General features: G+C 63.9%; 19 protein-coding genes and 2 pseudogenes. 15 read left to right on the top strand and 6 right to left on the bottom strand.

The annotated features are described in order from the left end of the window. Window positions 1–8: 8 nt before the first annotated feature. Window positions 9–1,535, bottom strand: a complete 1,527-nt coding sequence (gene istA / locus BES08_RS28635; protein ID WP_083274933.1) for an IS21 family transposase — start codon at window positions 1,533–1,535, stop codon at window positions 9–11. A 171-nt stretch (window positions 1,536–1,706) separates the two neighbouring features. Here istA and BES08_RS28630 point away from each other — a divergent pair. The 3 genes and pseudogenes from BES08_RS28630 to BES08_RS28625 form a co-directional block, all read left to right on the top strand. After that, a pseudogene (locus BES08_RS28630) lies at window positions 1,707–2,171 on the top strand (SOS response-associated peptidase family protein); the annotation flags it as partial. Window positions 2,172–2,206: 35 nt separating this feature from the next. Further along, window positions 2,207–2,474: pseudogene (locus BES08_RS33400) on the top strand (transposase); the annotation flags it as partial. 364 nt (window positions 2,475–2,838) lie between these two features. Beyond that, a complete protein-coding gene (locus BES08_RS28625; protein ID WP_008829146.1) occupies window positions 2,839–4,002 on the top strand; it encodes an extracellular catalytic domain type 1 short-chain-length polyhydroxyalkanoate depolymerase in 1,164 nt (387 codons plus the stop codon). 26 nt (window positions 4,003–4,028) lie between these two features. On the opposite strand, the gene BES08_RS28620 is transcribed toward BES08_RS28625, so the two are convergent. Then, complete coding sequence (locus tag BES08_RS28620; protein ID WP_051211442.1) at window positions 4,029–4,874, bottom strand: N-formylglutamate amidohydrolase; 846 nt, start codon at window positions 4,872–4,874, stop codon at window positions 4,029–4,031. Between the two features lie 14 nt (window positions 4,875–4,888). Between BES08_RS28620 and BES08_RS28615 the strand changes: the two genes are divergently transcribed. The 3 genes from BES08_RS28615 to BES08_RS28605 are packed head-to-tail and all read left to right on the top strand — an operon-like array spanning window position 4,889 to window position 8,665. Next, complete coding sequence (locus BES08_RS28615; protein WP_069710075.1) at window positions 4,889–5,827, top strand: transglutaminase family protein; 939 nt, start codon at window positions 4,889–4,891, stop codon at window positions 5,825–5,827. Window positions 5,828–5,832: 5 nt separating this feature from the next. Next, on the top strand, window positions 5,833–6,648 hold the full coding sequence (locus tag BES08_RS28610; RefSeq protein WP_069710074.1) for a transglutaminase-like domain-containing protein: 816 nt from the start codon (window positions 5,833–5,835) through the stop codon (window positions 6,646–6,648). Then, window positions 6,641–8,665, top strand: a complete 2,025-nt coding sequence (locus BES08_RS28605) for a M3 family metallopeptidase (RefSeq protein WP_069710073.1) — start codon at window positions 6,641–6,643, stop codon at window positions 8,663–8,665. Before BES08_RS28610 ends, BES08_RS28605 begins: the two co-directional genes overlap by 8 nt. A gap of 707 nt (window positions 8,666–9,372) precedes the next feature. On the opposite strand, the gene BES08_RS28600 is transcribed toward BES08_RS28605, so the two are convergent. The 4 genes from BES08_RS28600 to BES08_RS28585 all read right to left on the bottom strand — a co-directional run bounded on the left by BES08_RS28600 (window position 9,373) and on the right by BES08_RS28585 (window position 14,345). After that, a complete protein-coding gene (locus tag BES08_RS28600; protein WP_069710072.1) occupies window positions 9,373–9,732 on the bottom strand; it encodes a response regulator in 360 nt (119 codons plus the stop codon). Then, window positions 9,729–13,151, bottom strand: a complete 3,423-nt coding sequence (locus tag BES08_RS28595) for a CheR family methyltransferase (RefSeq protein WP_083274898.1) — start codon at window positions 13,149–13,151, stop codon at window positions 9,729–9,731. The genes BES08_RS28600 and BES08_RS28595 overlap by 4 nt, the downstream gene beginning before the upstream one ends. Beyond that, window positions 13,148–13,708 carry a PAS domain-containing protein gene (locus BES08_RS28590; RefSeq protein ID WP_231958410.1) on the bottom strand — a complete coding sequence of 187 codons (561 nt, stop codon included), beginning with the start codon at window positions 13,706–13,708 and terminating at the stop codon, window positions 13,148–13,150. Before BES08_RS28590 ends, BES08_RS28595 begins: the two co-directional genes overlap by 4 nt. Before the next feature lie 181 nt (window positions 13,709–13,889). Next, window positions 13,890–14,345 carry a MarR family winged helix-turn-helix transcriptional regulator gene (locus BES08_RS28585; protein WP_069710070.1) on the bottom strand — a complete coding sequence of 152 codons (456 nt, stop codon included), beginning with the start codon at window positions 14,343–14,345 and terminating at the stop codon, window positions 13,890–13,892. Between the two features lie 266 nt (window positions 14,346–14,611). Between BES08_RS28585 and ectA the strand changes: the two genes are divergently transcribed. The 9 genes from ectA (at window position 14,612) to BES08_RS28540 (ending at window position 23,955) form a co-directional block, all read left to right on the top strand. Beyond that, window positions 14,612–15,118 (top strand): diaminobutyrate acetyltransferase, encoded by a 507-nt coding sequence (ectA, locus tag BES08_RS28580; RefSeq protein ID WP_083274897.1) that lies wholly within the window; start codon window positions 14,612–14,614, stop codon window positions 15,116–15,118. A gap of 17 nt (window positions 15,119–15,135) precedes the next feature. Beyond that, the gene (gene ectB / locus BES08_RS28575; RefSeq protein WP_069710239.1) at window positions 15,136–16,455 is read left to right on the top strand and encodes a diaminobutyrate--2-oxoglutarate transaminase; all 1,320 of its coding nucleotides are present in this window, start codon (window positions 15,136–15,138) and stop codon (window positions 16,453–16,455) included. A 31-nt stretch (window positions 16,456–16,486) separates the two neighbouring features. Further along, window positions 16,487–16,891, top strand: a complete 405-nt coding sequence (locus tag BES08_RS28570; protein ID WP_069710069.1) for an ectoine synthase — start codon at window positions 16,487–16,489, stop codon at window positions 16,889–16,891. Between the two features lie 18 nt (window positions 16,892–16,909). Further along, a complete protein-coding gene (gene thpD, locus BES08_RS28565; RefSeq protein WP_069710068.1) occupies window positions 16,910–17,824 on the top strand; it encodes an ectoine hydroxylase in 915 nt (304 codons plus the stop codon). After that, complete coding sequence (locus BES08_RS28560) at window positions 17,821–19,263, top strand: aspartate kinase (protein ID WP_069710067.1); 1,443 nt, start codon at window positions 17,821–17,823, stop codon at window positions 19,261–19,263. Before thpD ends, BES08_RS28560 begins: the two co-directional genes overlap by 4 nt. 20 nt (window positions 19,264–19,283) lie before the next feature. Continuing rightward, window positions 19,284–20,525: an MFS transporter gene (locus BES08_RS28555; protein ID WP_008829161.1), complete on the top strand. Its 1,242-nt coding sequence runs from the start codon at window positions 19,284–19,286 to the stop codon at window positions 20,523–20,525. Further along, window positions 20,522–21,805 (top strand): MFS transporter, encoded by a 1,284-nt coding sequence (locus BES08_RS28550; protein ID WP_069710066.1) that lies wholly within the window; start codon window positions 20,522–20,524, stop codon window positions 21,803–21,805. Before BES08_RS28555 ends, BES08_RS28550 begins: the two co-directional genes overlap by 4 nt. A 109-nt stretch (window positions 21,806–21,914) precedes the next feature. After that, on the top strand, window positions 21,915–23,132 hold the full coding sequence (locus BES08_RS28545; RefSeq protein ID WP_008829163.1) for a mechanosensitive ion channel family protein: 1,218 nt from the start codon (window positions 21,915–21,917) through the stop codon (window positions 23,130–23,132). Beyond that, a complete protein-coding gene (locus BES08_RS28540; protein WP_069710065.1) occupies window positions 23,125–23,955 on the top strand; it encodes a hypothetical protein in 831 nt (276 codons plus the stop codon). The genes BES08_RS28545 and BES08_RS28540 overlap by 8 nt, the downstream gene beginning before the upstream one ends. Window positions 23,956–23,960 lie beyond the last annotated feature (5 nt).

Below are 23,960 nucleotides of genomic sequence, written 5' to 3'. Positions count from 1 at the left end.
TTGCTCCTTCAGTTGTAGTAGCTCGAGCCGCGGATGTTGGAATGGATGATCGGCTCTTGCTCGGGGGATTGGGGAACGGGCACCTGGTCGAGGCCCTTCTCGAGGATCGATTTAACCGACGGGTAATTGCGCGCCTGGATCTCCAGCGCGCGCAACGCCGCAGCTTCGAGGCGCTCGGGACCGAAGCGTTTTTCGAGCCCGATGATGCCCAGACAGGATCGATAGCCCTGTTCGGGATGGGGCTTTGCCTCGATGACCTTCTCGACCAGCAAGGATAGCATCGGCCCGATCCGGCTTGCCTCCTGCCGGATTTTCGCCAGCGTCCATTCGCCGTAGCGCCGGTGGCTGGATGGCATGTGCTCGGGGACGGTGGTGTGCCGGCCATTGCCGCTGCTGCGCAGGTGCACAGCAATGCGCTCGCCTCCCAGGAAGATCTCGACGGTACTGGCAGTGAACCGGGCTTCGACCTCGCGGCGCGCGAAGCGGTGCGGAACAGAGTAATGATGTCGCTCGATCGCGATATGGTAATCGAGCCCGACGCGGCAGCGGCGCCATTCGGCATGAACCCACGGCTCTGCCGGCAGCGGCTTGAGGTTTGGAACATCGACTTCGTTGAACAACTGGCGGCGCGTCTTGCCAAACTGGCGCAGCACGCGCCGGTCATTGAGATCGGCAAGGCACTCGGCGATCGCCGCGTTGACCTCCGCGAGGCTGTAGAAGATTCGGTTACGCAAGCGGCCTAATAGCCAGCGCTCGACGATACCGACGCAGGCTTCGACCTTGGCCTTGTCCCGCGGCTTGCGCGGCCGCGTCGGCAGGATCGCCGTACCGTAATGCCGCGCCATGTCGGTGTAGCTTCGGTTCACCTGAGGATCGAAGTGACAGGCCTTGATCACCGCCACCTTGGCGTTGTCGGGCACCAGCAACTGGGGAACGCCGCGGAAGAAGGCGAAGGCGGCGTTGTTGCCCGCGATCCAATCGGGAAACTGCTCGGTCCATGTCGCCAGCGCAAACGACAGGCTCGATCCGCCCATTACGGCAACGAAGATGTGGGCACCGCGGACTTCCCCGGTCCTGCGGTCCACCACGACCGGCACCGTGTCGCCAGCGTAGTCGAGGAACAGCTTTTCGCCTCCGGCATGGCTCTGGCGCATGACCAGCGGCAGGCGGCCTTCCCACCGGCGGAACAGATCGCAGAACCGGCTATAGCGATATCCGTCTGGATGCTCGGCGCGGTACTCCTCCCAGAGCACCTGCAGCGTCACGTGTTTGCGCTTCAGTTCGCGCGCTACCACCGGCCAGTCCGGCTCCGGAAGCTTGCGCCGTCCCGGCTTTACGCCGGGAACGCCGTAGAGCCGCTCCTCCAGATCCGCATCGCCAATCTCGGGCGGCAACGGCCACGACAGCCCGGATTGATCAAACCGCCTGAGCGTGTCGCGCACCGTGGTTGCCCCCGTCCGGACATGCTCTGCTACCGCTCGGGTCGAGAGCCTGGCGTCCAGGCTCAGTCTCAATATCTCGCGCACATGGCGCATCATAACCCTCCTCGTCGGCATCCAATCCTCCTGGCTGCTCAGCCAGGGAACTGGTCCCAACGATCAGGCTTCACGTCATCCCAAACTGCGCGCGATCATCTCGGAATGCTGCGCGGATAATTCTCGGAACGCTGCGCGCGATCACCTCGGAATCCTGCGCGCCATCAATTCGGAATGGTGCGCGCGATAATCCCGGAATCCGCATATCCGATGACCAACGTGCGCAACTTGTCGTTGCCGCAGTGGAAGAGGCTCGCCGAGCGGCCGGAAAACCGCTGCGTGGTGCCTCTTACCGAATTTTGCGAATTTACGCCGCAAAAGCACGATCTTGGCGACGGCAAGCCGCCGCTTAAAGGCGAGATGTGGTTTTCGGTTACGGATCAACCTGTCTTCGCCGTGGCCGGGTTCTGGCAGCACACGGAGCAGGGAAATGGCTTCACCATGGTGACCTGCAATGCCAATTCGCTGGTTGAACCGATCCACCCCAAGGCGATGGTGACGATCCTCGATCCTCATGAAATAGATACCTGGCTGCGCGGATCCTACGAGCAAATCGTCTCTCGGCAGAGGCCCTTCGATGCCGCAAGGATGCAGGTTCGCGGCCCGGTTTTTCCGACACGCTCTGCGCAGCGGTAAAATCGGCTCCGCCCTGAACCGCAAGGTCCCTGCGCGGTGCCTGCTGTCCCGGCTTCCTGAAGCCGCGCAAGACTGCGGGGAAGGCGCTGTTCGCAGCGATCCAGGAGGAGTGGATCGCCAGCGTCAGCACCCGCCGCCTCGCCGAACCGGTGCAGGCGATGGGCATGACCGGGATCTCCAAGTCCTCGATGTCGAAGCTGTGCAAGGACATAGACGGGCGCGTCCTTGCCTTGCGCAAGCGCCGGCTTGTTGGCGGCTGGCCCTGATCCCGCGTTGGGTGCCACCTACCCCAAGGTGCGCGAGCGTTCGCACGCAGCTCAACCACGAACGCGGGGTCATCTCGGGAGGCTCGAAGGCCGGATCGCAATGTGTAGGAGATCAGGTTAGATGGCGCCGTGGCATTCGCGGGAAGGCGCTGGGGGCCGGCTTTGATGAACAGGCGCTCGGTGAGCAACGCGGCTCGGATGCCTCAGCGCGGCGCATCGGCCTTCGCGAGCGCGATAACCATTTGCCGACGCCGCGTCCTCGCAGCTGATCAAACGTCTTAACGCAGGCTAATTTTGCAGCATCACGTCTTGCGCTCGTCCGTTTCTCCTCCAATTATTGTGCAGTGCAGCATAAATTGGCGCACACAGCCGCACAGCGGCCCTGACCCGAAGGAACTGGCATGCGCAAGATATCCGACACGATCAGCCGGCTCGCAGCCCTGCGCGCCGCGAGAGCCGAAAATGGCTTTATCCCAACCAGCAGCCGGCTGACGCCGCTGTCCGATTTCGGTCCAAACCCCGGGGGACTAAGCGGATTCGTCTACATCCCGCATACTCTAGGGGCCAACGCCGCGCTGGTCGTCGTCCTGCATGGCTGCACGCAGAATGCCGGGGGGTACGACATCGGCGCAGGATGGTCGGACATGGCGGACCGGTACGGATTTGCCGTGCTATTCCCCGAGCAGCAGCGCCAGAACAACCCAAACCTGTGCTTCAACTGGTTCGCGCCGGGCGACAACCGGCGGGGCGCAGGCGAGGCGTATTCCATCCGGCAAATGGTTGCCGCCGTCACCGCGCGGCACGGACTGGACCCGGCCCGCGTGTTCGTGACCGGCCTGTCGGCAGGCGGGGCGATGACCGCGGTCATGCTTGCCGCTTATCCGGAAGTGTTCGCAGGCGGCGCGATCATCGCTGGCCTGCCCTACGCAAGCGCCGCCACGGTTTCGCAGGCATTCGACCGGATGCGCGGACACGGCATGCCGAGCGCCCTGGAACTGACGGCTCGGGTTCGCGATGCTTCGGACCACGCGGGACCGTGGCCCACGCTCTCAATCTGGCATGGTACTGCCGATGCGACAGTGAGGCACGGCAATGCCCAGGCCATCATCGACCAGTGGCGCCCCCTGCACGGTGCGCGAACGGCACCGGATCATGTCGAGACTATCGGCGCCCATACCCGCCGTGCCTGGACCGATGCATCCGGCCGCGAGGTGATCGAGGAATACGCCATCCACGGCATGGGGCACGGCACTCCGCTCGACACCCTGAGCGAAGAGGGTTGCGGAGCCAGCGGTGCCTACATGCTGGAGGCGAAGATATCCTCGACCCAGCTCATCTGCCGCTTCTGGGGACTGGCTCAGGCAAGCGAGAGAAGGGCTGCCAGTATTGTAACGAAGCCTGCGCCCGCGCCGCGCGAGCAGGAACCGGCTAATGACCTGGTCGGCAATGCAATGCCGCAGATCTTCGCGCGCCGTCCCTTTATCCATGACCAGCATGCGCATCGCACCGCCGGCGTGCGCAAGGTCATCGAAGATGCGCTGAGGAGTGCAGGATTGATGCGATGAGGGCCGTCTCGTTCAGGAGTTGCCCGTCAAGCCATGTGCCCCCGAATGCGTTCTTGCCCAGGAGCAGGAGGCTCTTTCCCTGAGCCGTCACGTATCGACGATAATTCAGCGGCTCGTCGTGCCGCGTCAGCCAGACGCGTCGCCCACGCTTCTTGTCCGGACGGGTTGCCGACAAGGTCCTGTCGCACCTCGATCTCGGCGTAGCTCAGGTTCCGCGCAAACGCGTGGAAAGGGATCGTGTAGTCGGTCTCGTCCATGGCGTAAGGCTCGTTATCGCCAACGATCAGGTCTGCCTGATCGGCGAGTGCATCGCGCAGCGCGTGGGCGAACCCAGGCCGTCCCGAACCGTGCAGGACCCCGACGTCCCAAGGCCGGTTCATCCCGTCCATTTCGGGCGTGAAGCTGTGCAATGACAGTAGGACCGTCTCCTTGGCGGTAGCAAGCCGGGTATCAAGGAGCGCCGCGATCGTGGCATGATACGGCCCGTGGATCGCGGCGGACCGGGCATCGCGGGCCCGGTCACTCAGATGTCGGTTTCCGGGAATGGGGGTGCCATCCGAGACCTCCGGGATGGCATCAGGCCGTGCGGGCGAGCGATTGCAGTCGATGACCAGGCGCGAGTAGGGCTGATGCACGAAAGGCGCATCCAGCAGGAGGGCCAGAGCCTGGCCGAGGCCGAATACCCCGATATCGATCGCTATGTGTCGTCTGAAATCATCGGGCTGCAAACCAAGTGATTGCAAGGGAAATGGAACCGTCGATCCTGCATGATCGCCGATCAGCAGGAACGGTGAGCGTCCATCCACGTTGAAAATACCAAACGGCTCGGGGTCTTGCGGACCCAGCACGCTTCCTTTTGCGCGCCCGGCCATCAGGACGTTCCACCATGCCGTTGCTGACAATCCATCGCACGACGCTGTATCGCTACCAGCAGCCTGTCTCGCTCGGTGAACATCGCATCATGATGCGGCCGCGCGAGGCGTTTGACCAGCGATTGCTGTCCGCGCGCCTGATCATCGACCCTGAGCCCAATGAACTGCGCTGGCTGCACGACGTATTCGGCAATTCCGTTGCCGTCGCCTCGTTTGAGCGCCGCACGGCAGGCTTGACGATTACCAGCGAGACGACACTCGAGCATGCTCCGCTCGCCCAGACGCAGGTGGACGTCGAGAATTATGCGCGCCTGTTTCCCTTTACCTATTCGGCAGAGGACATGCCCGACCTGCTGCGCTCGATTGAGCGCCAGCACCTCGATCCTGAGCGCATTGTCGACAACTGGGCGCGCGCTTTCCTCAAGGACGAGGCAAGCACCGGGACTATTTCCCTGCTGACCGAGATGGCGACCAGCATCAAGCGGGACTTCACTTATGTCCCGCGTCATGAAAAGGGCACCCAGACGCTGATCGACACATTGAAGAAGCGTCAAGGGACCTGCCGCGACTTTGCCGTGCTGATGATCGAAGCGGTTCGCGCGCTCGGCTTCGCGGCCCGGTTCGTCTCAGGCTATGTCTACAATCCGTCCCGGTCCGAGGGCGTCGTCGGCGGGGGCAATACCCATGCCTGGGTCCGCATCTTCCTGCCCGGCTCCGGATGGGTCGAGTTCGATCCCACCAACGGCATCATCGGCAATCGCGGGCTCATCCGTGTCGCAGTAGCGCGCGATCCCTACCAGGCGTTGCCGCTGTCGGGCACCTGGTTCGGCCTGCCCGCCAGTTTCCTCGGCATGGACGTGACCGTCGATGTCCACCGGGCCGATCCCGACCAGTTCCCGTCGTTCGGCCATGGCGCCGTAAACAGCCGCCGCTCCGGCGCTTCAGGAAAGTGACACCCATGCTGATCCGCTGTGGCTACGATATCCGATTTGAAACCGAAACGAAGACGGCGATGATGGCGATGCTCAGCCTTCACCCCTCGCGCCACCAGGACCTGCGCACGCCCCAGCGCCTGCTGGCCGATCCCGACATTCCTCTCTATCAGTTCGAGGACGTCTTCGGGAACGTCGCGACGCGCCTCAGCATACCACCGGGCGGCGTGACCCTGTCCTGCGAATTCGTCATTGAAGACAACGGCGAGCCGGACATTCGTCCTGCCAACGGCCCGCAAATGCCAGTCGAGGACCTTCCAGATTTCGTCATGCCATTCCTGCTGGGCAGCCGCTATTGCGAAACCGACCGGCTCATGGACGTGGCCTGGAGTAACTTCGGCCACTACAGCAATGCCCGCGACCGCGTGGATGCGATCGTCGATTTCGTGCACCGGCACATTGAATTCGGTTACCACTATGCCCGGCCCGACAAGACGGCCTGGAACGGCTATCAGGAGCGTCAGGGCGTCTGCCGCGATTTCGCGCATCTCGCCATCACGCTGTGCCGGTGCATGAACCTTCCCGCGCGCTACTGCACGGGTTACCTGGGTGATATCGGGGTGCCGGCCGCAGACGCGCCGATGGACTTCAGCGCCTGGTTCGACGTCTACATCGATGGCAGCTGGTACACCCATGATGCCCGCCACAATAAACCGCGTATCGGCCGCATCCTGATGGCGCGCGGCCGCGATGCTACCGACGTTGCCTTGACGACGGCGTTCGGGCCAGCGACCCTGGCGCGCTTCGACGTATACACCGACGAGGTCCAGTCCGTTGAATGATCATCTGACAAATGCGCTTCTGCGTCCCTGGGACGGCCCGCTCGGCGCCCCGCCGTTTGCGCTGGTGCGGGCGGAGGACTTCCTGCCCGCGTTGAAGGTCGCGGCCGCATGGCACCGCGCGGAAGTGACCAGGATCGCGGAACAGGCAGAAACGCCGACGTTCGAGAACACCATCGCTGCTCTGGAGCGGTCGGGAGAAGCGCTTGGCCGGGTCCGCCGCCTGTTCTGGACGCTATCCTCAGCGCACGCAGCGGCGGGCATCCGCGCTATCGAGGCCGAGGTCTCGGCGCTGCTGAGTGCTCATTCCACCGTGATCAACCATAACGCCGCGCTCGCCAAGCGCATCGCTGCAGTCCACGCGTCACGCCATGATGCCGGCCTGACGCCGGCGCAGGTGCGCCTGGTCGAATCCAGTTACGCCGGCGCCCGGCGAAGCGGTGCGGCTCTGGGGGCTGAGCACAAGGAACGCTTTGCCGCAATCCAGTCCCGACTTTCAGATCTCTCCGTGAAGTTCGGCCATAACGTCCTGGCGGCGACTGCCGACTGGATACTGGACCTTGGCGAGGATGACCTCGCAGGGCTGCCTCCCTCCCAACGTGACGCGGCTGCCGCGCGGGCAGCAGCAGCAGGCGCTCCGGGCCGCTTCCACGTAACCCTTGATCGCACCGACTACGAAAGCTTCCTGAGCTTTTCCACGCGCCGCGATTTGCGGGAAAAGCTGTGGCGCGCCTTTACCGGGCGCTGCAATGGCGGGGAACATGACAACTGGCCCATCATCGCTGAAATCCTGGCGCTCAGGCACGAGCGGGCAATCCTGCTCGGGTACGCCGACCATGCGCACTATGCGCTGGAGGACAGCATGGCGCACACGCCTGCCGCCGCGCTTGCTCTCCTGGAGCAGCTGTGGGAGCCCGGCAAGCGCCGCGCTGCGGAGGAGGCGGCCGAGCTGCAGGCGCTGATCGATGCCGAAGGCGGCGCCTTCACACTCGCGGCGTGGGACTGGCGCTTCTATGCTGAGCAGGTGCGCCGTTCCCGCTATGCCCTGGACGGCGCCGCGGTGGCGAAGCATCTGCGTCTGGACGCTGTCCGGCAGGCGGCCTTCGATACGGCTGCCAGGCTTTACGGACTGAGCTTCACGCGCCGCGAGGACATCCCCGGCTATCATCCCGATGTCTGGGCCTGGGAGGTCCGAGACAAGGCAACTGGCCCTGTAGGATTGCTGTTCACCGATTATCTTGCCCGGCCGGAAAAGCACGGCGGGGCCTGGATGGGCACTTTGCGCGTGCAGGAAGCGATGGACGGGGAAGTGCTTCCAGTCGTCTACCTCGTCGCCAACTTCGCGGGTGCGCCGCCGCCGGACACTGGCGCCACGCGCCTGTCGATCGACGAGGCGCGCACGCTGTTCCACGAGTTCGGCCATGCCTTGCATGGCCTTCTTTCGCGGGTGACCTACCCCAGCCAGTCGGGCACGGCGGTGGCCCGCGATTTTGTCGAATTCCCCAGCAAGCTCATGGAAAACTGGATCGTCAGCAAGGAAGTCTTGTCCGGGTTCGGCGTGCCCGAGACGCTGATCGAGGCGATCCGCAATGCACTCAGCTACGGACAGGGTTTCGCCACGACCGAACTCATCGGTTGCTCGCTGATTGATCTGGCCATTCACACCTGCGAGCAAGCTTCTGCAGATCCGCGCGCTTTCGTTGATTCTGAGCTTGAAAGGCTTGGCATGCCGCCGGCAGTTGGTCTGCGGCATCGCCTCCCCTATTTCACACATATCTTCGACGGCGGCTATGCGAGCGCGTATTACAGCTATGCCTGGTCCGAAACGCTCGACGCGGACGCTTTTGAGGCTTTTGCAGCCTCAGGCGATATCTTCGACGCCCGGCTGGCCGAGCGGTTCCGTAAAGAGATCCTGAGCGTCGGCGACACCCGTGATCCAATGGAGTCCTTTCACGCTTTTCTTGACAGGGCTCCCGACCCCGAGGCTCTGATGCGGGCACGAAACCTGATCGATGTTTGAACTGACGGCCTGTACTGAGATGCGGTTTCAGCGAGTGCCTCAACATTCAGCATGAGGGTCCGGAAGCGAACCTTGTTGAAGGTTATATAAATAACACCGCCGTGGAGCAGTTGGTCGAAGCCCTTACTCGGTGGATGAGCTTTCGCGCGTACTGCACGGTGCCCGGCAGGGCAGCATGCGATAACGGCCTGCCCGCTCAGGCAGACAAATTTTGGCGAAAGCATCGCGGGGCATCGGCCATCAATAAGGTAGTGGGAAGCTGGATGATCATTCTGCCATTCATGCCTCACATCTCGGACACACTGGCGGCAGCCCGTTTGGCGCAAATCGGTTATCTCCCGCTGGCACGCCACTCGCGCGTTTCCTATCGCCCCATCGCGTGTTGCGGATCCACTTCGACCGCACAGGCTCATATGAAAACCATAAGGATTTCCGAGCTTCGGGCTTGCAGGCAATATCCCCGCAGGGCCAGCAGGCGTGCTCTAGATCAAGATACGCCATTCCAACGTCCACGCGTAAATGTCAGTTAGGTTAGCGTTCAGGTGCGAATGGATCAGTATGCGGGTCTGGATGCCTAGTCCTGACGATCTGAACAGATGACCGGTACTTGACGCACTGTCGCGTAAAGCTGACTCTGCCCGACAGGCGTCGGTCAAAACGTTCGGGGGAGGAAGTCTTATGAACTAGCCCCAATCCGATATACGCTGTCAGGCCGTTCTGCCGATGGCCTTCTTTAATGCCGCGCGCAGGTGAGAAGGAGAACTGGGCTTTGGGCAAATCTGCGCATCCGGATAGCGAATGCGCAGGGCATTCTCGTTAGCGTGGCCGGAATGGAAAATAAGCGGGACGTTCATCTCCCGCATGCGATCCGCCGCCGGGAAGACTTCTCCGTCAGGAAGGCGGACGTCGAGGATCGCGCAGACCGGTCTCTGACGCTCGATCGCAATCATTGTGGCGGCAACCGTGCCGCAATGTGCGGAGACAGCGAAACCCTCTTCGGCAATCAGGTCTTCAAGATCGAGCACGACGAACAACTCGTCCTCGACGATCAGTACGGTATCGGTCATCGAACCATCACACCGCCAGGCAGCCACAGTCGAAGGGCAAAGTGGCCATCGCGTAGTTCGCGGGAAATCCGGGCACCAAGCTGACGGACAGAAGTGGTGACGAGCAATGTCCCGAAGCCCGATCCCTCGCCCGCATCAATCGTGTCATCACCGTCTTCGTCCCAGAGCAAGTCAATTCCGTCGGCGCTTAACGTCCAGCGCACGCGGAGGGTTCCCGCGCGCGGTCCCAGGACACCGTACTTTGCGGCATTGGTTGTCCATTCGTGCAGGATGAGGGCAAGAGGAGAGAGGCAGTTGCGATCGATGTCGATCTGCGGGCCTTCGACCAGAATCCCGGATTGCCCAGCGTAGGCGGCGGTCGTCGTCTCGATGAGGGTCCGAAGCGAGAATGTCTGCTGCTCTTCGCCCGAAGGCGACGCCAGGGAGTGTGCCCGGCCCAGCGCCGCGATGCGTTCGCGCAGATCCGCGCCATAGCTGCGCACGTCGTTGTGAGACCGACCGGCAACCGCGATCATGCCGCTGACCACTGCGAACAGGTTCTTCACCCTGTGGTTCATTTCGCGCAGCATGAGGCCGCGTGTCTCGGCTACGGCGTATTCCGCCGTCAGGTCGATCGTTGCCCCCACCAGGCGGCGCGGGCGCGAGCCGATGAGCCGGCCGTAGGCCTTGAGCTGACGGCAGGCGGCGGCAGCATCCTCCGCTTCGCACACGCGAAAAGCGATTTCCATGTCCTGATCGCTGTAAAGGGCATGAGCGATGCCGTCTTCGAGCAAGGCGCGATCCTCGGGATGAACCTTCGCCAGCACATCGCCGAGATTCACTGAGCCCTTTGCGGGCAACGAAAGCTGGCTTCGGCTCGTGGTGTCGAGGATCACGTCGTCTTCATCCGGACGATACTCCCAGACCCCGATCCCGCCGGTCTTCACGGCCAGATCGAGCCTCTCGCGCTCGGCGGCCAGATCATCTTCCATCAGCAGGGCGACGGTGATGTCGCTCAATACCAGCGTGGCGCCATCGATCGTTCCGTGCTGGGTCCGATAGGGCAGAACGCGCAGCGAAAGGGTTCGGCCGCCGTCGCGGGTGCGAACCCGGCGGTGGAGAGGCTCTCCGCTGCCCGCCACGCGCCGCGCGTCGTCAAGGTAGGTGCTGTCGTCCAGGCGCGTTGCGACGTCAGCCAGCAGGCGCCCCCGATCGGTCTGCTGCAACGGGAAAATGGCAGTCGCCGCTTCGGTAAAACTGCGGATGCGAAGCTGCCCGTCGAGCACGATCACCGCCAGTTCGGTGGACTCGAAAAAGTTGCGCAAGTCGGCGTTCGCGACGGTAAGCTGGTCAACCTTGCTTTTCAGCTCGTCGTTGACGGTGGACAGTTCCTCGTTGGTGGACTGCAGCTCCTCGTTCATCGACATCATTTCTTCGTTGGAGCTTTTCAACTCCTCGTTCGCGGTCTCCAGTTCCTCGACCGCGGTGCGCAGCTTGTGGCGGGTGAGGCGCAGTTCCTCTTCCAGCGCCTCCATGTGATCGTCGCCGCTTTCGATCTCGGTAAAGTCCGGCCCGTCGAACGGCTGGAAGGGGCCGCGATCGCGCAGGATCAGCAACAGCGAATTGTCGGGCAATGGCTCGCAGATCGCCTCGACCGGCTGGATGCCGTAATCCGAACGCACCTCCACCTCGCGCGCCACCACCTTCTTGCGGGCATCGCGGGCTTGGCGCACGAGTGGGCCGAGCACGTCGCGAAGGCCCGGCTTGGCCAGAGAGATCGCGCTGGAGCCGCCCGTGCGGGTTACCGGGAAATCGAAGTAGCGGCTCAGCTTGCCATAGGCGGCAAGCACCGCGCCGTCCTGATTTAGCACCATGGCGGGCGGCGCATAGCGATCGACCAGGCGCTGGACGGCTATGCCGGCATCGGACTGCTTGCGCCGGGCATCCCGATCGCTGTTGTCCTCACGGCGACGCTGAAGGCCATGCTCTCCGCTCGGCAGGTCGATCGGGTACCGGGGGGTGCCGGGGGCGCGCTCGAAGATGCGGGCGTGATGATCCAGAGCCGGGAACAGATGGTCGAAACGGCCGATGCTTTCCGAGGGGCCGAGGAACAGGTACCCGCCCTCCCGGATCGCGTAATGCAGGATCGGCATCACCGATTGCTGCAGGCGATCGTCGAAGTAGATCAGAAGGTTGCGGCAGGAAACAAGATCGATCCGCGAGAACGGGGGATCCTTTACAACCGAGTGGTTGGAAAACCGGATAAGGTCGCGAATCTGGTTCGAGATTGCGAATTTCTCCCCATGCGGCGTCGTCCACCGCTCGCGCATGGGCGAAGGGATATCGGCCAGCGCGGAGGCGGGATAAATTCCTTCCCGTGCGATCTGCAGCATCTGCTCGTCGATGTCGGAGGCGAAGATCTGCACCGGGTTGGCGAAATTCATGCGCCGTGCCGTCTCGGCGAAGAGCATGGCGATGCTGTACGCCTCCTCCCCGCTGGAACAGCCCGGGATCCAGACCCTGATGTCGTCGTCGCTGGGACGGTCGCGCAGCAGCGGCTCGATCACCTTCTCGCGCAGCGCGTCGAACATTTCGGGATCGCGGAAGAACCGCGTGACATTGATCAGCAGGTCGCGGAACAGCGCCTCGCACTCGCCTGAATCCGATTGCACGCGCTGCAAATAGCCGCTGGCCGAATCGATGTTCAGCACGTGCATGCGCCGCTCGACGCGCCGCACCAGCGTCGAGCGCTTGTAGCCCGAGAAATCGTGGCCAACGGCCTTGCGCAAGGTGGCGCACAGGTCATCGACATGATCGGCGACAAGTTCGGCTTCGCGTTTGTGGGGCTCGCCTCGGCGCCGGGCGAAGAACGCGCTCAGGCAATCGAGGATCTCCGACGGCTGCTTGACGTAGTCCACGAGGCCGGTTCCGACCGCGGATACGGGCATCCCGTCATACCGCGCGGTTTCCGGTGTCTGGACGACGCAGACCCCGCCATGTTCCTTGATGGCACGCAATCCCGTCGATCCGTCGGCCCCCGTGCCGGAGAGGATCACGCAGGCGGCATCGGTCTGCTTTTCGGCGGCGAGCGAGATGAAGAAATCGTCGATCGGGCGGCGAAGTCCGCGCGGCTGGGCGAAATCGGTCAGCTGGAGCTTGCCGTCCTGCAGTGCGAGACCGCGGCCGGGAGGTATGATGTAGACGCGGTCTGCCAGAACTTCTTCGCCGCCCTCGCACTGGAGCACGTCGAGCGGGCTCGCCCGGTCCAGCAACTGCGCCAGCATGCTCTCGTAGTTGGGGTCGAGATGCTGGACGACCACGAATGCCATTTCCGTAGGCAGCCGGGCCACCGAGAGCATCTCGCGCAGGGCCTCCAGCCCGCCCGCCGATGCGCCGATCCCGATGATCGGGATGCCGCGGGTACATTCGTCGCCGCTCAAAGGATCGCGCCGTCGTCTAGATCGGCGAGGGTCAGCCTCGCCTGGGCGATCGTCGCGGCCGAATTCGCGATCGTGGTCAAGGTGCCCTCGACGATGATGCCGCTCTCGGCAGCCACCGGGCTGAGGCGGGTCAGTGTCAGGCCAAGGTCGCTGTCATATGCCCTGAGCCGATCGGGCTGAGCGCGGCTGACATCGAACTGAGACGCGAAAATGTAGCGCGTCCTCCCGGAAAGAGTGCGCAGCCTCGACATGTAAAGCAGGTTCACGAAAGGCGTTCCGTCCTTGCGAAAGTTGAGGATCGGGGTGCGCACATTGGCCGCAGCATCGTCGCCCAGGAAAGCGCGCAGTCTCGCCCGGGCTTCATGATCTTCTGCCGCCCCCTGCAGGATGCGGCAATTGCGACCTGCAAGGTCCTTTTGCGAATAGCCCGTCAGGTCCGCAAAGCGGCCGTTCACCAGGATCAGCGGATTGTCCGCGTCCGGGCTGCCCAAGGCCAGGGCGACCGGAGAGTTCTCGAAGAAGGTGCACAGTTCGTCGGGAATAGTCAGATCGGACAAGTCGTTACTCCCGGCCATCGGGTAAGAGCTGAGGGGGCCGTTCGTACCGGCCATGCGGGCAAGACTGCAACGGCTCTGTGCACCATCTGTTGCCGAAGGTCGAGCCGAGAGGGAAATTGCTCAATGGGCACATGAGCTTGGGAAGCGACCTTTAGGCCGTGAATGTTCGGGGTGTTAGGCGCTACGCCGTATCCTGGCCCGAACCGCTGGCTTCTGAAATCAGAGCCCCGATCCGTTCGAGCATGGCGAGGATCATGGCCTGTTCCCAGCGCGGCAATCTGTCAAATCCCCGCCCAAAGCGCATCTGCAACGGAAACGGCATGCTGTTTAGCCGCTGAAGGCCTTCTTCGGTCGCCTGGACGAGGATCTGGCGTTTGTCGTTCTCGCTGCGAGAGCGAGTGACGAGACCGGCTGCAGCCAGCTTGTCGACGATGTTGGTTATCGTCGCCTGTCCGAACCGGAGCGCGGCTGCGACAGCGCTGGGCGTCACGCTTTGTCCGGACCCGATCTGTCGCAAGACCAGGGCCTGCGACGGGGTCAATCCGGTTGCCGCAGCCATCCTCCTGTTCTCCAGATCGGCGGCGTCGAGAATTTTTCTCAGGGCCGAAAGTGCTGCTGGCGTGAGATCGCTGTCCATGCCCCGACAGCTAGCTTTCCTGCGGCTTTGCGCCAAGCTGCAAGATACTTCCAAATCCGAAATATTGCATTCCAATGACGCGCACTAAGGGAACATATCTAGCGACACATGGTTGCAATGAACCGCACGATCCGTATGTTATCGCGCAGCAGCAGTCATAATGAGGCAAATGCCAAGCACGCCAATGTGCTTCGGAGGGTGAAGTAATATTTGATGAAGTCATGAGTAAAGCCGCCTTCGGGACGAATCCCGCGGGCACAATTCCGATGCGTAAGACTACCTCGCCGGTCCTGCGCCGGCCCACTGCCGAAGACGGGCCTGCCGTCACTGCGCTGATCGCGGCGTCCGAGCCGCTCGATCCCAATTCGGCCTATTGCAATCTGCTTCAGTGCAGCGATTTCGCCGACACCTGCGTGCTCGCGGAGCGCGACGGCGAGGTTCTCGGGTGGATTTCCGCCTACCGTCCGCCTTCGCATCCGGAGCGCATCTTCGTGTGGCAGGTCGCGGTCGCGGCCGCGGCGCGGGGCGAAGGGCTTGCAGGGCGCATGCTGGATGAACTGGTCTCGCTGCCCGCCGTACAGGGCGCGACCACGCTGACCACCACGATCACAGAGGCCAACCCGGCCTCCTGGGCGCTCTTCGGCGCCTTCGCGCGCCGCCGTGGCGCCAGCCTCTCGAAATCCAAGCGCTTCGAGCGCGCCGCGCACTTCGCGGGGGCACACGATACGGAATGGCAGGCGACCATCGCGCCGCTGCCGTCCGTCCAAACCTGAACAGGGGAACTCCCGAAATGACGAAGACTCCCATGCCGAGCGCCACCGCGCCGGATACGAAGATCTATGACCGCCGCGAATCCAGGGTGCGCAGTTATTCGCGTGCGATGCCTCGCCAATTCGGCAAGGCGCAAGGGCCTTGGCTCCACGACAACGAGGGCGGGCGTTATCTCGATTTCCTGTCGGGCTGCTCCTCGCTGAATTATGGTCACAACCATCCGGTGCTCAAGGCGGCGCTGATGGACTATATCGCCAATGACGGCGTGACCCATGCGCTCGACCTGCACACCGACGCCAAGGCTGCTTTCCTGCGCACGTTCGAGGACGTGATCCTGGAGCCGCGCGGGCTGGACTATCGCGCGATGTTCACCGGCCCGACCGGCACCAACGCGGTGGAAGCCGCGATCAAGCTGGCGCGCAAGGTCACGGGCCGCGAACTGGTGGTCGCCTTCACCAACGGCTTCCACGGCATGACGCTGGGTGCCCTCGCCTGCACCGGCAATGCGGGCAAGCGCGGCGGCGCAGGCGTGCCGCTCAGCCACGTCAGCCATGAGCCGTTCGATGGCTATTACGGGAGTGAGGTGGACACCGCCGACCTGCTCGAACAGCGCCTTTCCGACCCCTCCAGCGGCCTCGACGCGCCCGCTGCGTTTCTTGTCGAGACGGTACAGGGCGAAGGCGGCCTCAACGCCGCAAGCCCTGCGTGGCTGCGCCGCATCGCCGCGCTGGCGAAGAAGCACGGCGCGCTGATGATCGTCGATGACATCCAGGCCGGCTGCGGCCGCACCGGCGGGTTCTTCAGCTTCGAGAACATGGGCTTCACGCCCGATATCGTCACCCTGGCGAAGTCGCTTTCGGGCATGGGCCTGCCTTTCGCGCTGACGCTCATGCGTCCCGACCTCGATGTCTGGAGCCCCGGCGAACACAACGGCACGTTTCGCGGCAACAACCACGCCTTCGTCACCGCCACCGCAGCGCTGCGCGAATTCTGGGCCGACCCGGCCTTCATCGATGCGGTGGCGCGGCGCGGCGGCATCCTCGAAAGGCGGCTTGAGCGCATGGCCGAGCGCCATGGCCTGACCACGCGCGGGCGCGGCATGATGCGCGGCATCAACGTCGGCAGCGGCGAGGTCGCATCGCAGATCACGTCGGCCTGCTTCGAAGAGGGCCTGATCATCGAGACCAGCGGCGCGCATGACGAGATCGTCAAGGTACTGGCCCCGCTGACCATCGAGGATGCGGTGCTCGAAGCCGGGCTCGACATTCTGGAAGAGGCGGTCGCAGCCGCGATCGCCCCGGTGGAGCGGGCGCTGCCGAAAATTGGCGTGGCCGCCTGAACACTCCCTCCAAATTCAAAGGAATACACACATGATCGTTCGCAATCTCAACGACATCCGCAAGTCCGACCGTCACGTCGATTCCAACGGCTGGCACTCCGACCGCCTGCTGCTCAAGGACGACAAGATGGGCTTCTCGTTCCACGTCACCACGATGTTCGCGGGCGAGGAGCTGCACATGCATTATCAGAACCATCTGGAAGCGGTGCTGGTGATGCAGGGCGAGGGCACCATCGAGGACCTTGGCACCGGCCTGACGCATGAGCTGAAGCCGGGCGTGCTGTATGCGCTCAACGCCAACGACAGGCACATCGTGCGCCCGGTGCAGGACATCGTGTGCGCCTGCGTATTCAACCCGCCGGTGACGGGCCGCGAGGTCCATGACGAAAACGGCGCCTATCCCGCCGATACCAGCGCACCCGCACTCGCGGACTGAGGAGAAAGGGGGCACAAGATGCACGACCACTATCCCACCCGCAGCGCGGCCGAACCCCAGCTGTTCCCGCGCAGCGAACCTGTCGCCCGCCGCGCCTGGCAGCCGGGCGCGCCGTTGACCGCAGAGCAGATCGCCCAGTTCGATCGCGATGGCTATCTCGTGCTGGAGGGCGTCTTCTCCGAAGCCGAGATGGCTACGCTCCAGGCGGAAACCGGGCGCCTGCTTGGCGATCCCAGGGGGCTGAAGGACGAGACGGTGATTGCCGAACACGGCAGCCGCGAAATCCGCTCGATCTTCGAGATTCACGAACAGAGTGACACGATGGCGCGCCTTGCCGCCGACGAACGGCTGGCGGGCGTCGCCGGCTATCTGCTCGACGACGAGGTCTACGTCCACCAGTCCCGCCTCAACTACAAGCCGGGGTTCAAGGGCCGCGAGTTCTACTGGCACTCCGACTTCGAGACCTGGCACGCCGAGGATGGCATGCCGCGCATGCGCGCGCTGTCGATGTCGGTGCTGCTGGCGGAAAACACGCCCAACAACGGTCCGCTGATGGTGATCCCCGGATCGCAGCACGTCTTCATCGCCTGCGTGGGCGAGACGCCGGACGATCACTACAAGGCGTCGTTGCGCAAGCAGGAATACGGCGTGCCCGACGAGGACACGCTGGCCGAACTGGCGCACCGTCAGGGCATCGTCGCGCCCACCGGCAAGCCTGGCACGGTGATCGTGTTCGACTGCAACACGATGCATGGTTCCAACGGCAACATCACCCCGTTCCCGCGCGCCAATGCGTTCCTCGTCTACAACGCGGTGAGCAACCGGCTGGAGGCACCCTTCGCCGCTGCCACCCCGCGCCCGGATTTCATCGCCGCGCGCGATGTGAAGCCGGTGACGCCCGTTTCGGGCAGCCTCGAAGGAGTACCTGCATGAACGGAGCGCATTCCGTAGAAAAGATCGGCGGCACTTCGATGGCCGCCACCTCGACCGTGTTCGACAACGTGCTGATCGCCGGGCGCGAAGGCGCGGACCTCTACAACCGCATCTTCGTCGTCTCGGCCTATGCCGGGATGACCGACCTGCTGCTGGAGCACAAGAAGTCGGGCCGGCCCGGCGTCCATGCCCACTTCATCCGCAACGAAGTGCCCGGCGCCTGGCGTTCGGCGCTGGCCGACGTGATGGGCGCGATGTGGGCGCGCAATGCCGAGATGTTTGCGCGCGCCGAAAGCCGCGAGGAAGCCGACGCCTTCGTGGCCAGGCGCATCGCCGCGCTGGAAACCTGCCTCGACGATCTCGACCGGCTGCGCGCACACGGCCGCTTCTGCCTGAAGGAGCAGATGACCACCGTGCGCGAGATGCTGGCCGGGCTGGGCGAGGCGCATTCGGCGCACTCTACCGCGCTGATGCTGCGCGACCGGGGCGTGAACGCGGTCTTCGTCGACCTCACCTTGTGGAACCACGAGGACATGCGCAGCCTCGATGCCCGGATCGAGGAGGCGCTCGGCCCGATCGATCTCGCCACGCAGATGCCCATCGTCACCGGCTATGCCGGGTGCGAGGGCGGCATGGTGCGCCGCTATGCGCGCGGATACTCGGAGATGACGTTCTCGCGCATCGCCGTGTTGACGCGCGCGCGCGAGGCGGTCATCCACAAGGAGTTCCACCTCTCCAGCGCCGATCCGCGCCTTGTCGGCGAAACGGTGGCGCGCAAGATCGGGCGGACCAACTACGACGTGGCGGACCAGCTCGCCAACCTCGGCATGGAGGCGATCCATCCGCGTGCCGGGCGGGGGCTGCGCCAGTCCGGAATTCCGCTCAGGGTGCGCAACACCTTCGACCGGCACGACGGCGGCACGCTGATCTGCGGCGACTACGTCTCCGAAGCGCCGCGCGTGGAGATCGTCACCGGCCTGTCCTCGGTGCAGGCGCTGCAGGTGTTCGAGCAGGACATGGTGGGGGAGAAGGGCTACGATGCCGCGATCCTCGACACCCTGACCCGCCACGGCGCCTGGATCGTCAGCAAGAGCTCCAACGCCAACACGATCACGCATTACCTTTCGGGCACCGACACGGCGCAGATGGCTGCGATCGTGGCGGACATCGAGGCGAAGTGGCCGGGCGCGGCGGTGACGGTGCAGCCGGTGGCGATGGTCTCGGTGATCGGCAGCGATCTGGGCGAGCCGGGTCTCGTCCCTCGCGCGCTCATGGCGCTGGCGGAAGCGGGGATCGGCATGGTCGCGATGCAGCACCAGATCCGCAACGTGGACGTGCAGTTCATCGTCGGCGTCGAGGACTTCGACCCCGCCGTGCGCGTGCTGCACAAGGCGCTCGTCGAAGGCGCGACGACGGCGCAGGAACGCGCGGCGGCCTGACGCCCGGTTCCACTTCGTCGATGCTGAACGCCATCCTTCCCGTGCGCAGCCTGCTGCTCGCCATCTTCATGCTGATGGCGGGCGGCGGGTTCATGAATACGCTTGTCAGCGTGCGTCTCGAGCGCGCGGGAAGTGGCACGCTGGCGATCGGTCTTGTCGGCACCGCCTACTTCGCGGGGCTGGTCGCCGGATCGCTGCGCGCACCCGCATTGCTGCGCCGGATCGGCCATATCCGCGCCTTCGCCGCCTTTGTCGCGGTTCTGAGCGCCAGTACGCTGGCCTACGCGATCCACCGCGATGTGCTGTTATGGGGCACGCTGCGCTTTGCCGACGGCCTTTGCCTTGCAGGTATCTACGTCTGTCTCGAAAGCTGGCTGGGCGAGCGGGCCGAAGGGGCAGGGCGCGGAAGCATCCTGGCAGGCTACATGATCGCGCTCTACGGCGGGCAGGCGATCGGCCAGTTCACGCTGAACCTTGGCGGCGGGGGTTCGACGATGCCGCTGCTGGCAGGCTCGATCCTGATCTCGCTTGCCGCGGTGCCGGTGGTCCTGACCCGGATCGCGGCGCCTGCACCGGAAGAGGGCGCGTCGCTGGGTTTCCGCGAACTTTACGCCGTCTCTCCGCTTGGCATTGTCGGCGCGTTTCTGACGGGCGTGATGCTCGGGGCATTCTACGCGATGGGCGCGGTCTATGCGCGGCGATCCGGGCTGGACCTGTCTGCGACGGCCCTGTTCATGAGCGTGGTCATCATGGGCGGCGTCGCGCTGCAGTGGCCTCTGGGTCGCCTGTCGGACCGCATGGACCGGCGCAAGGTGATCGTGATGGGCTTTGCCGGAACGCTCATCGCCAGCCTTGCCATCGCGCTGACGAGCGGCACCGCGCCGCTGATGGCGTTCGGTGCCTTGTTTGGCGGCTTGAGTTTCGCTTTGTACCCTTTGTGTGTCGCTCACACCAATGATCACTTGACCTCGGATCAGCGGATAGCGGCCAGTGGGGGGCTGGTGCTTCTCTACTCGCTCGGCGCCGCGATCGGGCCTTCGATGGCGGCTATCGCGATGACTTTTCTGGGAACTTCGGGACTGTTCCTGTTCGTCGCAGTCTGCGCAGGCACGGCGCTCGTCTTCGGCTTGTGGCGACAGGCCCGTTCCGAGCCGGTGCCGCCCCATCTTCAGGAAACCTACGTCGTTCTGCCGCGAACCACGCCCCTTTCAATCGAAATGTCGGCCACGCCTGACGCCGCCGACGAAAGCACATCTTCATGACCGAACCGACCCCGCCCGCCGTCCTGCACCGCGCAATCGCCGCCTCGGCTATCGGCAACGCCACCGAATGGTTCGACTACGGCATCTACGCATATGGCGTGACGTATATCTCCGCAGCGCTTTTCCCCGGGGACACGGCGGAGGCGACGCTGTTTGCGCTGGCGACGTTCGCGATCTCGTTCCTGATCCGCCCGCTCGGAGGGTTCTTCTGGGGGCCATTGGGCGATCGCCACGGGCGCAAGGCGGTGCTGGGGGTGACGATCGTGATGATGGCGGGCGCGACGGTTTTGGTCGGCCTGATCCCGTCATACGCCGCGATCGGCATGTGGGCACCCGCATTGCTGGTGATCCTGCGCATGGTGCAAGGGTTCTCGACAGGCGGCGAATACGGCGGCGCGGCGATCTTCATGGCCGAATATGCACCCGATGCGAAGCGCGGCTTCTACGGCAGCTTTCTCGAAGTCGGCACGCTGGCGGGCTTCTGTGCGGGCGCAGTGCTCATGCTCGGGTTCTCGCTGCTGCTGGGCGATGCCGCGATGCGCGAGTGGGCATGGCGTCTGCCGTTCCTGCTTGCCGGGCCGCTCGGTCTTGTGGGGGTCTACTTGCGTTCGCGCATGGAAGAGACCCCGCTTTTCCGGGAGGTGGAGCAACAGGAGCATCGCGGCGCCGGATCTCCCTTACGCGACCTGCTGACCCGCCACCGTCGCCCGCTGCTGGCCATGAGCGGCCTTGTCATCGCGCTCAACGTCGTAAACTATACGCTGCTGAGCTACATGCCGACGTACTTCGAGCGGCGCCTCGGCCTCTCTACCGACGCCGCGCTGGCGGTGCCGCTGGCGGGAATGCTGTTCATGATGGTACTCCTGCCTTTCGCGGGGGCACTCTCCGACCGGATCGGCAGGAAGCCCATGTGGATGGCCTCGCTGATCGGGCTCATGCTGGCGGTGGTCCCGCTTTATCATGTGATGGATGCAGGCCCGGTGAGTGCGGTAATCGGCTATGCGCTTCTGGGAATGCTCTATGTCCCGCAACTGGCGACGATCTCGGCAACGTTCCCGGCCTTCTTCCCGACGCCGGTGCGCTTTGCGGGCTTTGCAATCGCCTACAACCTGTCGACCTCGCTGTTCGGCGGGACTGCGCCTGCGGTCAACGCCTGGCTGATAGACCGTACCGGCGATCCGCTGATGCCCGCCTACGTGATGATCGCCGCCTGCGTGGTGGGCCTCGCGGCATTGCGATTCACCGACGAAACCGCCCGACAGCCGCTGCGGGCCGCTTGACAACAACCTTGGGGGACTTTCTTTGCCGATCGATGCCAGTGCCGCCCTTGCCCGACTTACGGGGGCGTGGGCACAAGAACCATGGGCGCGTACAGTGCTCGGGATTGTCGTGCTTGCGGGTTCAGCGTGGCTCGCCAACTGGATCGCCCGGCGGATCGTGCTGAACGGGATGATGCGGCTGATCCGGCGCACACCGTTCGAAGTCGGCGCGGATCGCATTGGTGCGATCGTCTCGCGCCTTTCGAACATCCTGCCCGCCCTGATTGTACAGGGCGGTATCGGCACTGTGTCGGGGCTGCCGATGGCACTGCCCAGCCTCGTCCACAGTATTTGTGCAGCCATCATCATCGTCAGCCTTGCCCTGGCGCTGACCGGTGTACTGACGCTGGGCAACGAGCAGTACCAGCGTCGTCCGGAAGCAGGTGACCGGCCGATCAAAGGCTATGTCCAGGTGGCAAAGCTGCTCGTCTATGGCGCGACCGCGATCCTGGTGATCGCGGCGCTCATGGATCAGTCCCCCTTGTTGCTGCTTTCCGGCTTGGGCGCCATGGCGGCGGTACTCATGCTGGTATTCAAGGACACGATCCTGTCGCTGGTGGCATCCGTTCAGATCACGTCGAACGACATGATCCGGGTGGGAGATTGGATCGAGATGCCCAAACTCGACGCCAATGGCGACGTCATCGATATCGCGCTTCATACCGTGAAAGTGCAGAACTTCGACAAGACGATAACCACCATACCCACGCACCGCCTGATCACGGACAGCTTCCGCAACTGGCGCGGTATGGCGGAGTCCGGCGGGAGACGGATCATGCGTTCGCTGATGATCGATCAGAACAGTGTGCGCTTCCTTGGCGACCAGGACCTTGCACGATTGTCGCGCTTCGCCGTGCTTCGGGGTTATCTCGATGATCGTCAGCGAGAGGTGTCAGACTGGAACCGTCATCATGCCGCCAGCGAAGTTCTCAATGCTCGCCAGCTCACCAACATCGGGACCTTTCGCGCCTATGTCCTCGCCTATCTGCGCAGCCGTACAGACATGGCCAAGGACAAGACCATGCTGGTCCGGCAACTGGAACCCGGCGAGCATGGCTTGCCCCTGCAGATCTATGCGTTCGCATCCACGACCGTCTGGGCGAGGTACGAGGACATTCAGGCCGACATCTTCGACCATCTCATCGCGATCATGCCGGAATTCGCCCTGCGCCTATTCCAGAGGCCGACAGGTCTGGACCTTGCGGGTCTCGTCACGCATGGCTCGGATGTGCCGGTGATCGGGCGGCATGAGGATGCAGCCCGGAAGAAAGATACAGTCCATGCCTGACTTTTCCATCAAAGCCCTTTGCGCCAGTTCACTTGCGGCTGCTGCGCTCGTTTCGGTCGCGCCCGCACATGCACAGACAGCGCCGCAGCCGGCCGGTCCGAGCTACCCGGACCTGGTGGAACTGTCCAAGCGTGCAGGCATGGTCATCAAAGCGCGGGTCCAGACGATATCGCGCCTCGATCCCGCCCAGGTCCGTAATCCGACCGCGCTGCACGATCGCTTTTACGCGCAAGCGCAGACCGAGGCCCTGATTTACGGACGTCAGGGCATCGGCCCTTCGCTGCGCTACCTTGTCGATCTGCCGAAGGACCGTCCGGAGCTTTTCGGGCGCGAGGTGCTGCTCTTCGCCTGGCGCGTGCCCGACAAGGCCAGTGACATCAAGCTCGTCGATCCAACGGCGCAAATCTTGTGGACGCCGCTCCAGGAAGCACGCTTGCGGTCCATCCTGAGTGAAATGGTGGCGCCCGACGCGCCGTCACCCGTCACACGGGTACGGGAACTGATGTTTGTGCCGGGCAACCTTGCTGGACAGGGGCAAACACAGATCTTCCTCGACACCAAGGGCGGGAGAGGCGCGGCTATCACGGTACGCCATCAGCCGGGCATGGCGCCGAGTTGGGGCGTGTCCTTCTCGCAGGTGGCTGCCGCAACTGAAGCGCCCCCGCGGCAAGACAGCCTGGCATGGTATAGCCTGGCCTGCTTCCTTCCCGCCTATCCGCCCGCAGCCGCGAACGTATCGCGCAGCAGCGCAAAGCAGGAACAGGCGCTGAACGACTATCGCATGGTCGTCTCGTCGCTCGGCACCTGCAACCGCACGCGATGAAGGGG

It is taken from the genome of Novosphingobium resinovorum (genome assembly GCF_001742225.1).
Lineage (GTDB): Bacteria > Pseudomonadota > Alphaproteobacteria > Sphingomonadales > Sphingomonadaceae > Novosphingobium > Novosphingobium resinovorum_A.
Note: the sequence above shows the minus strand (reverse complement) of the source record. Positions and strands in the feature narration are given on the sequence as shown.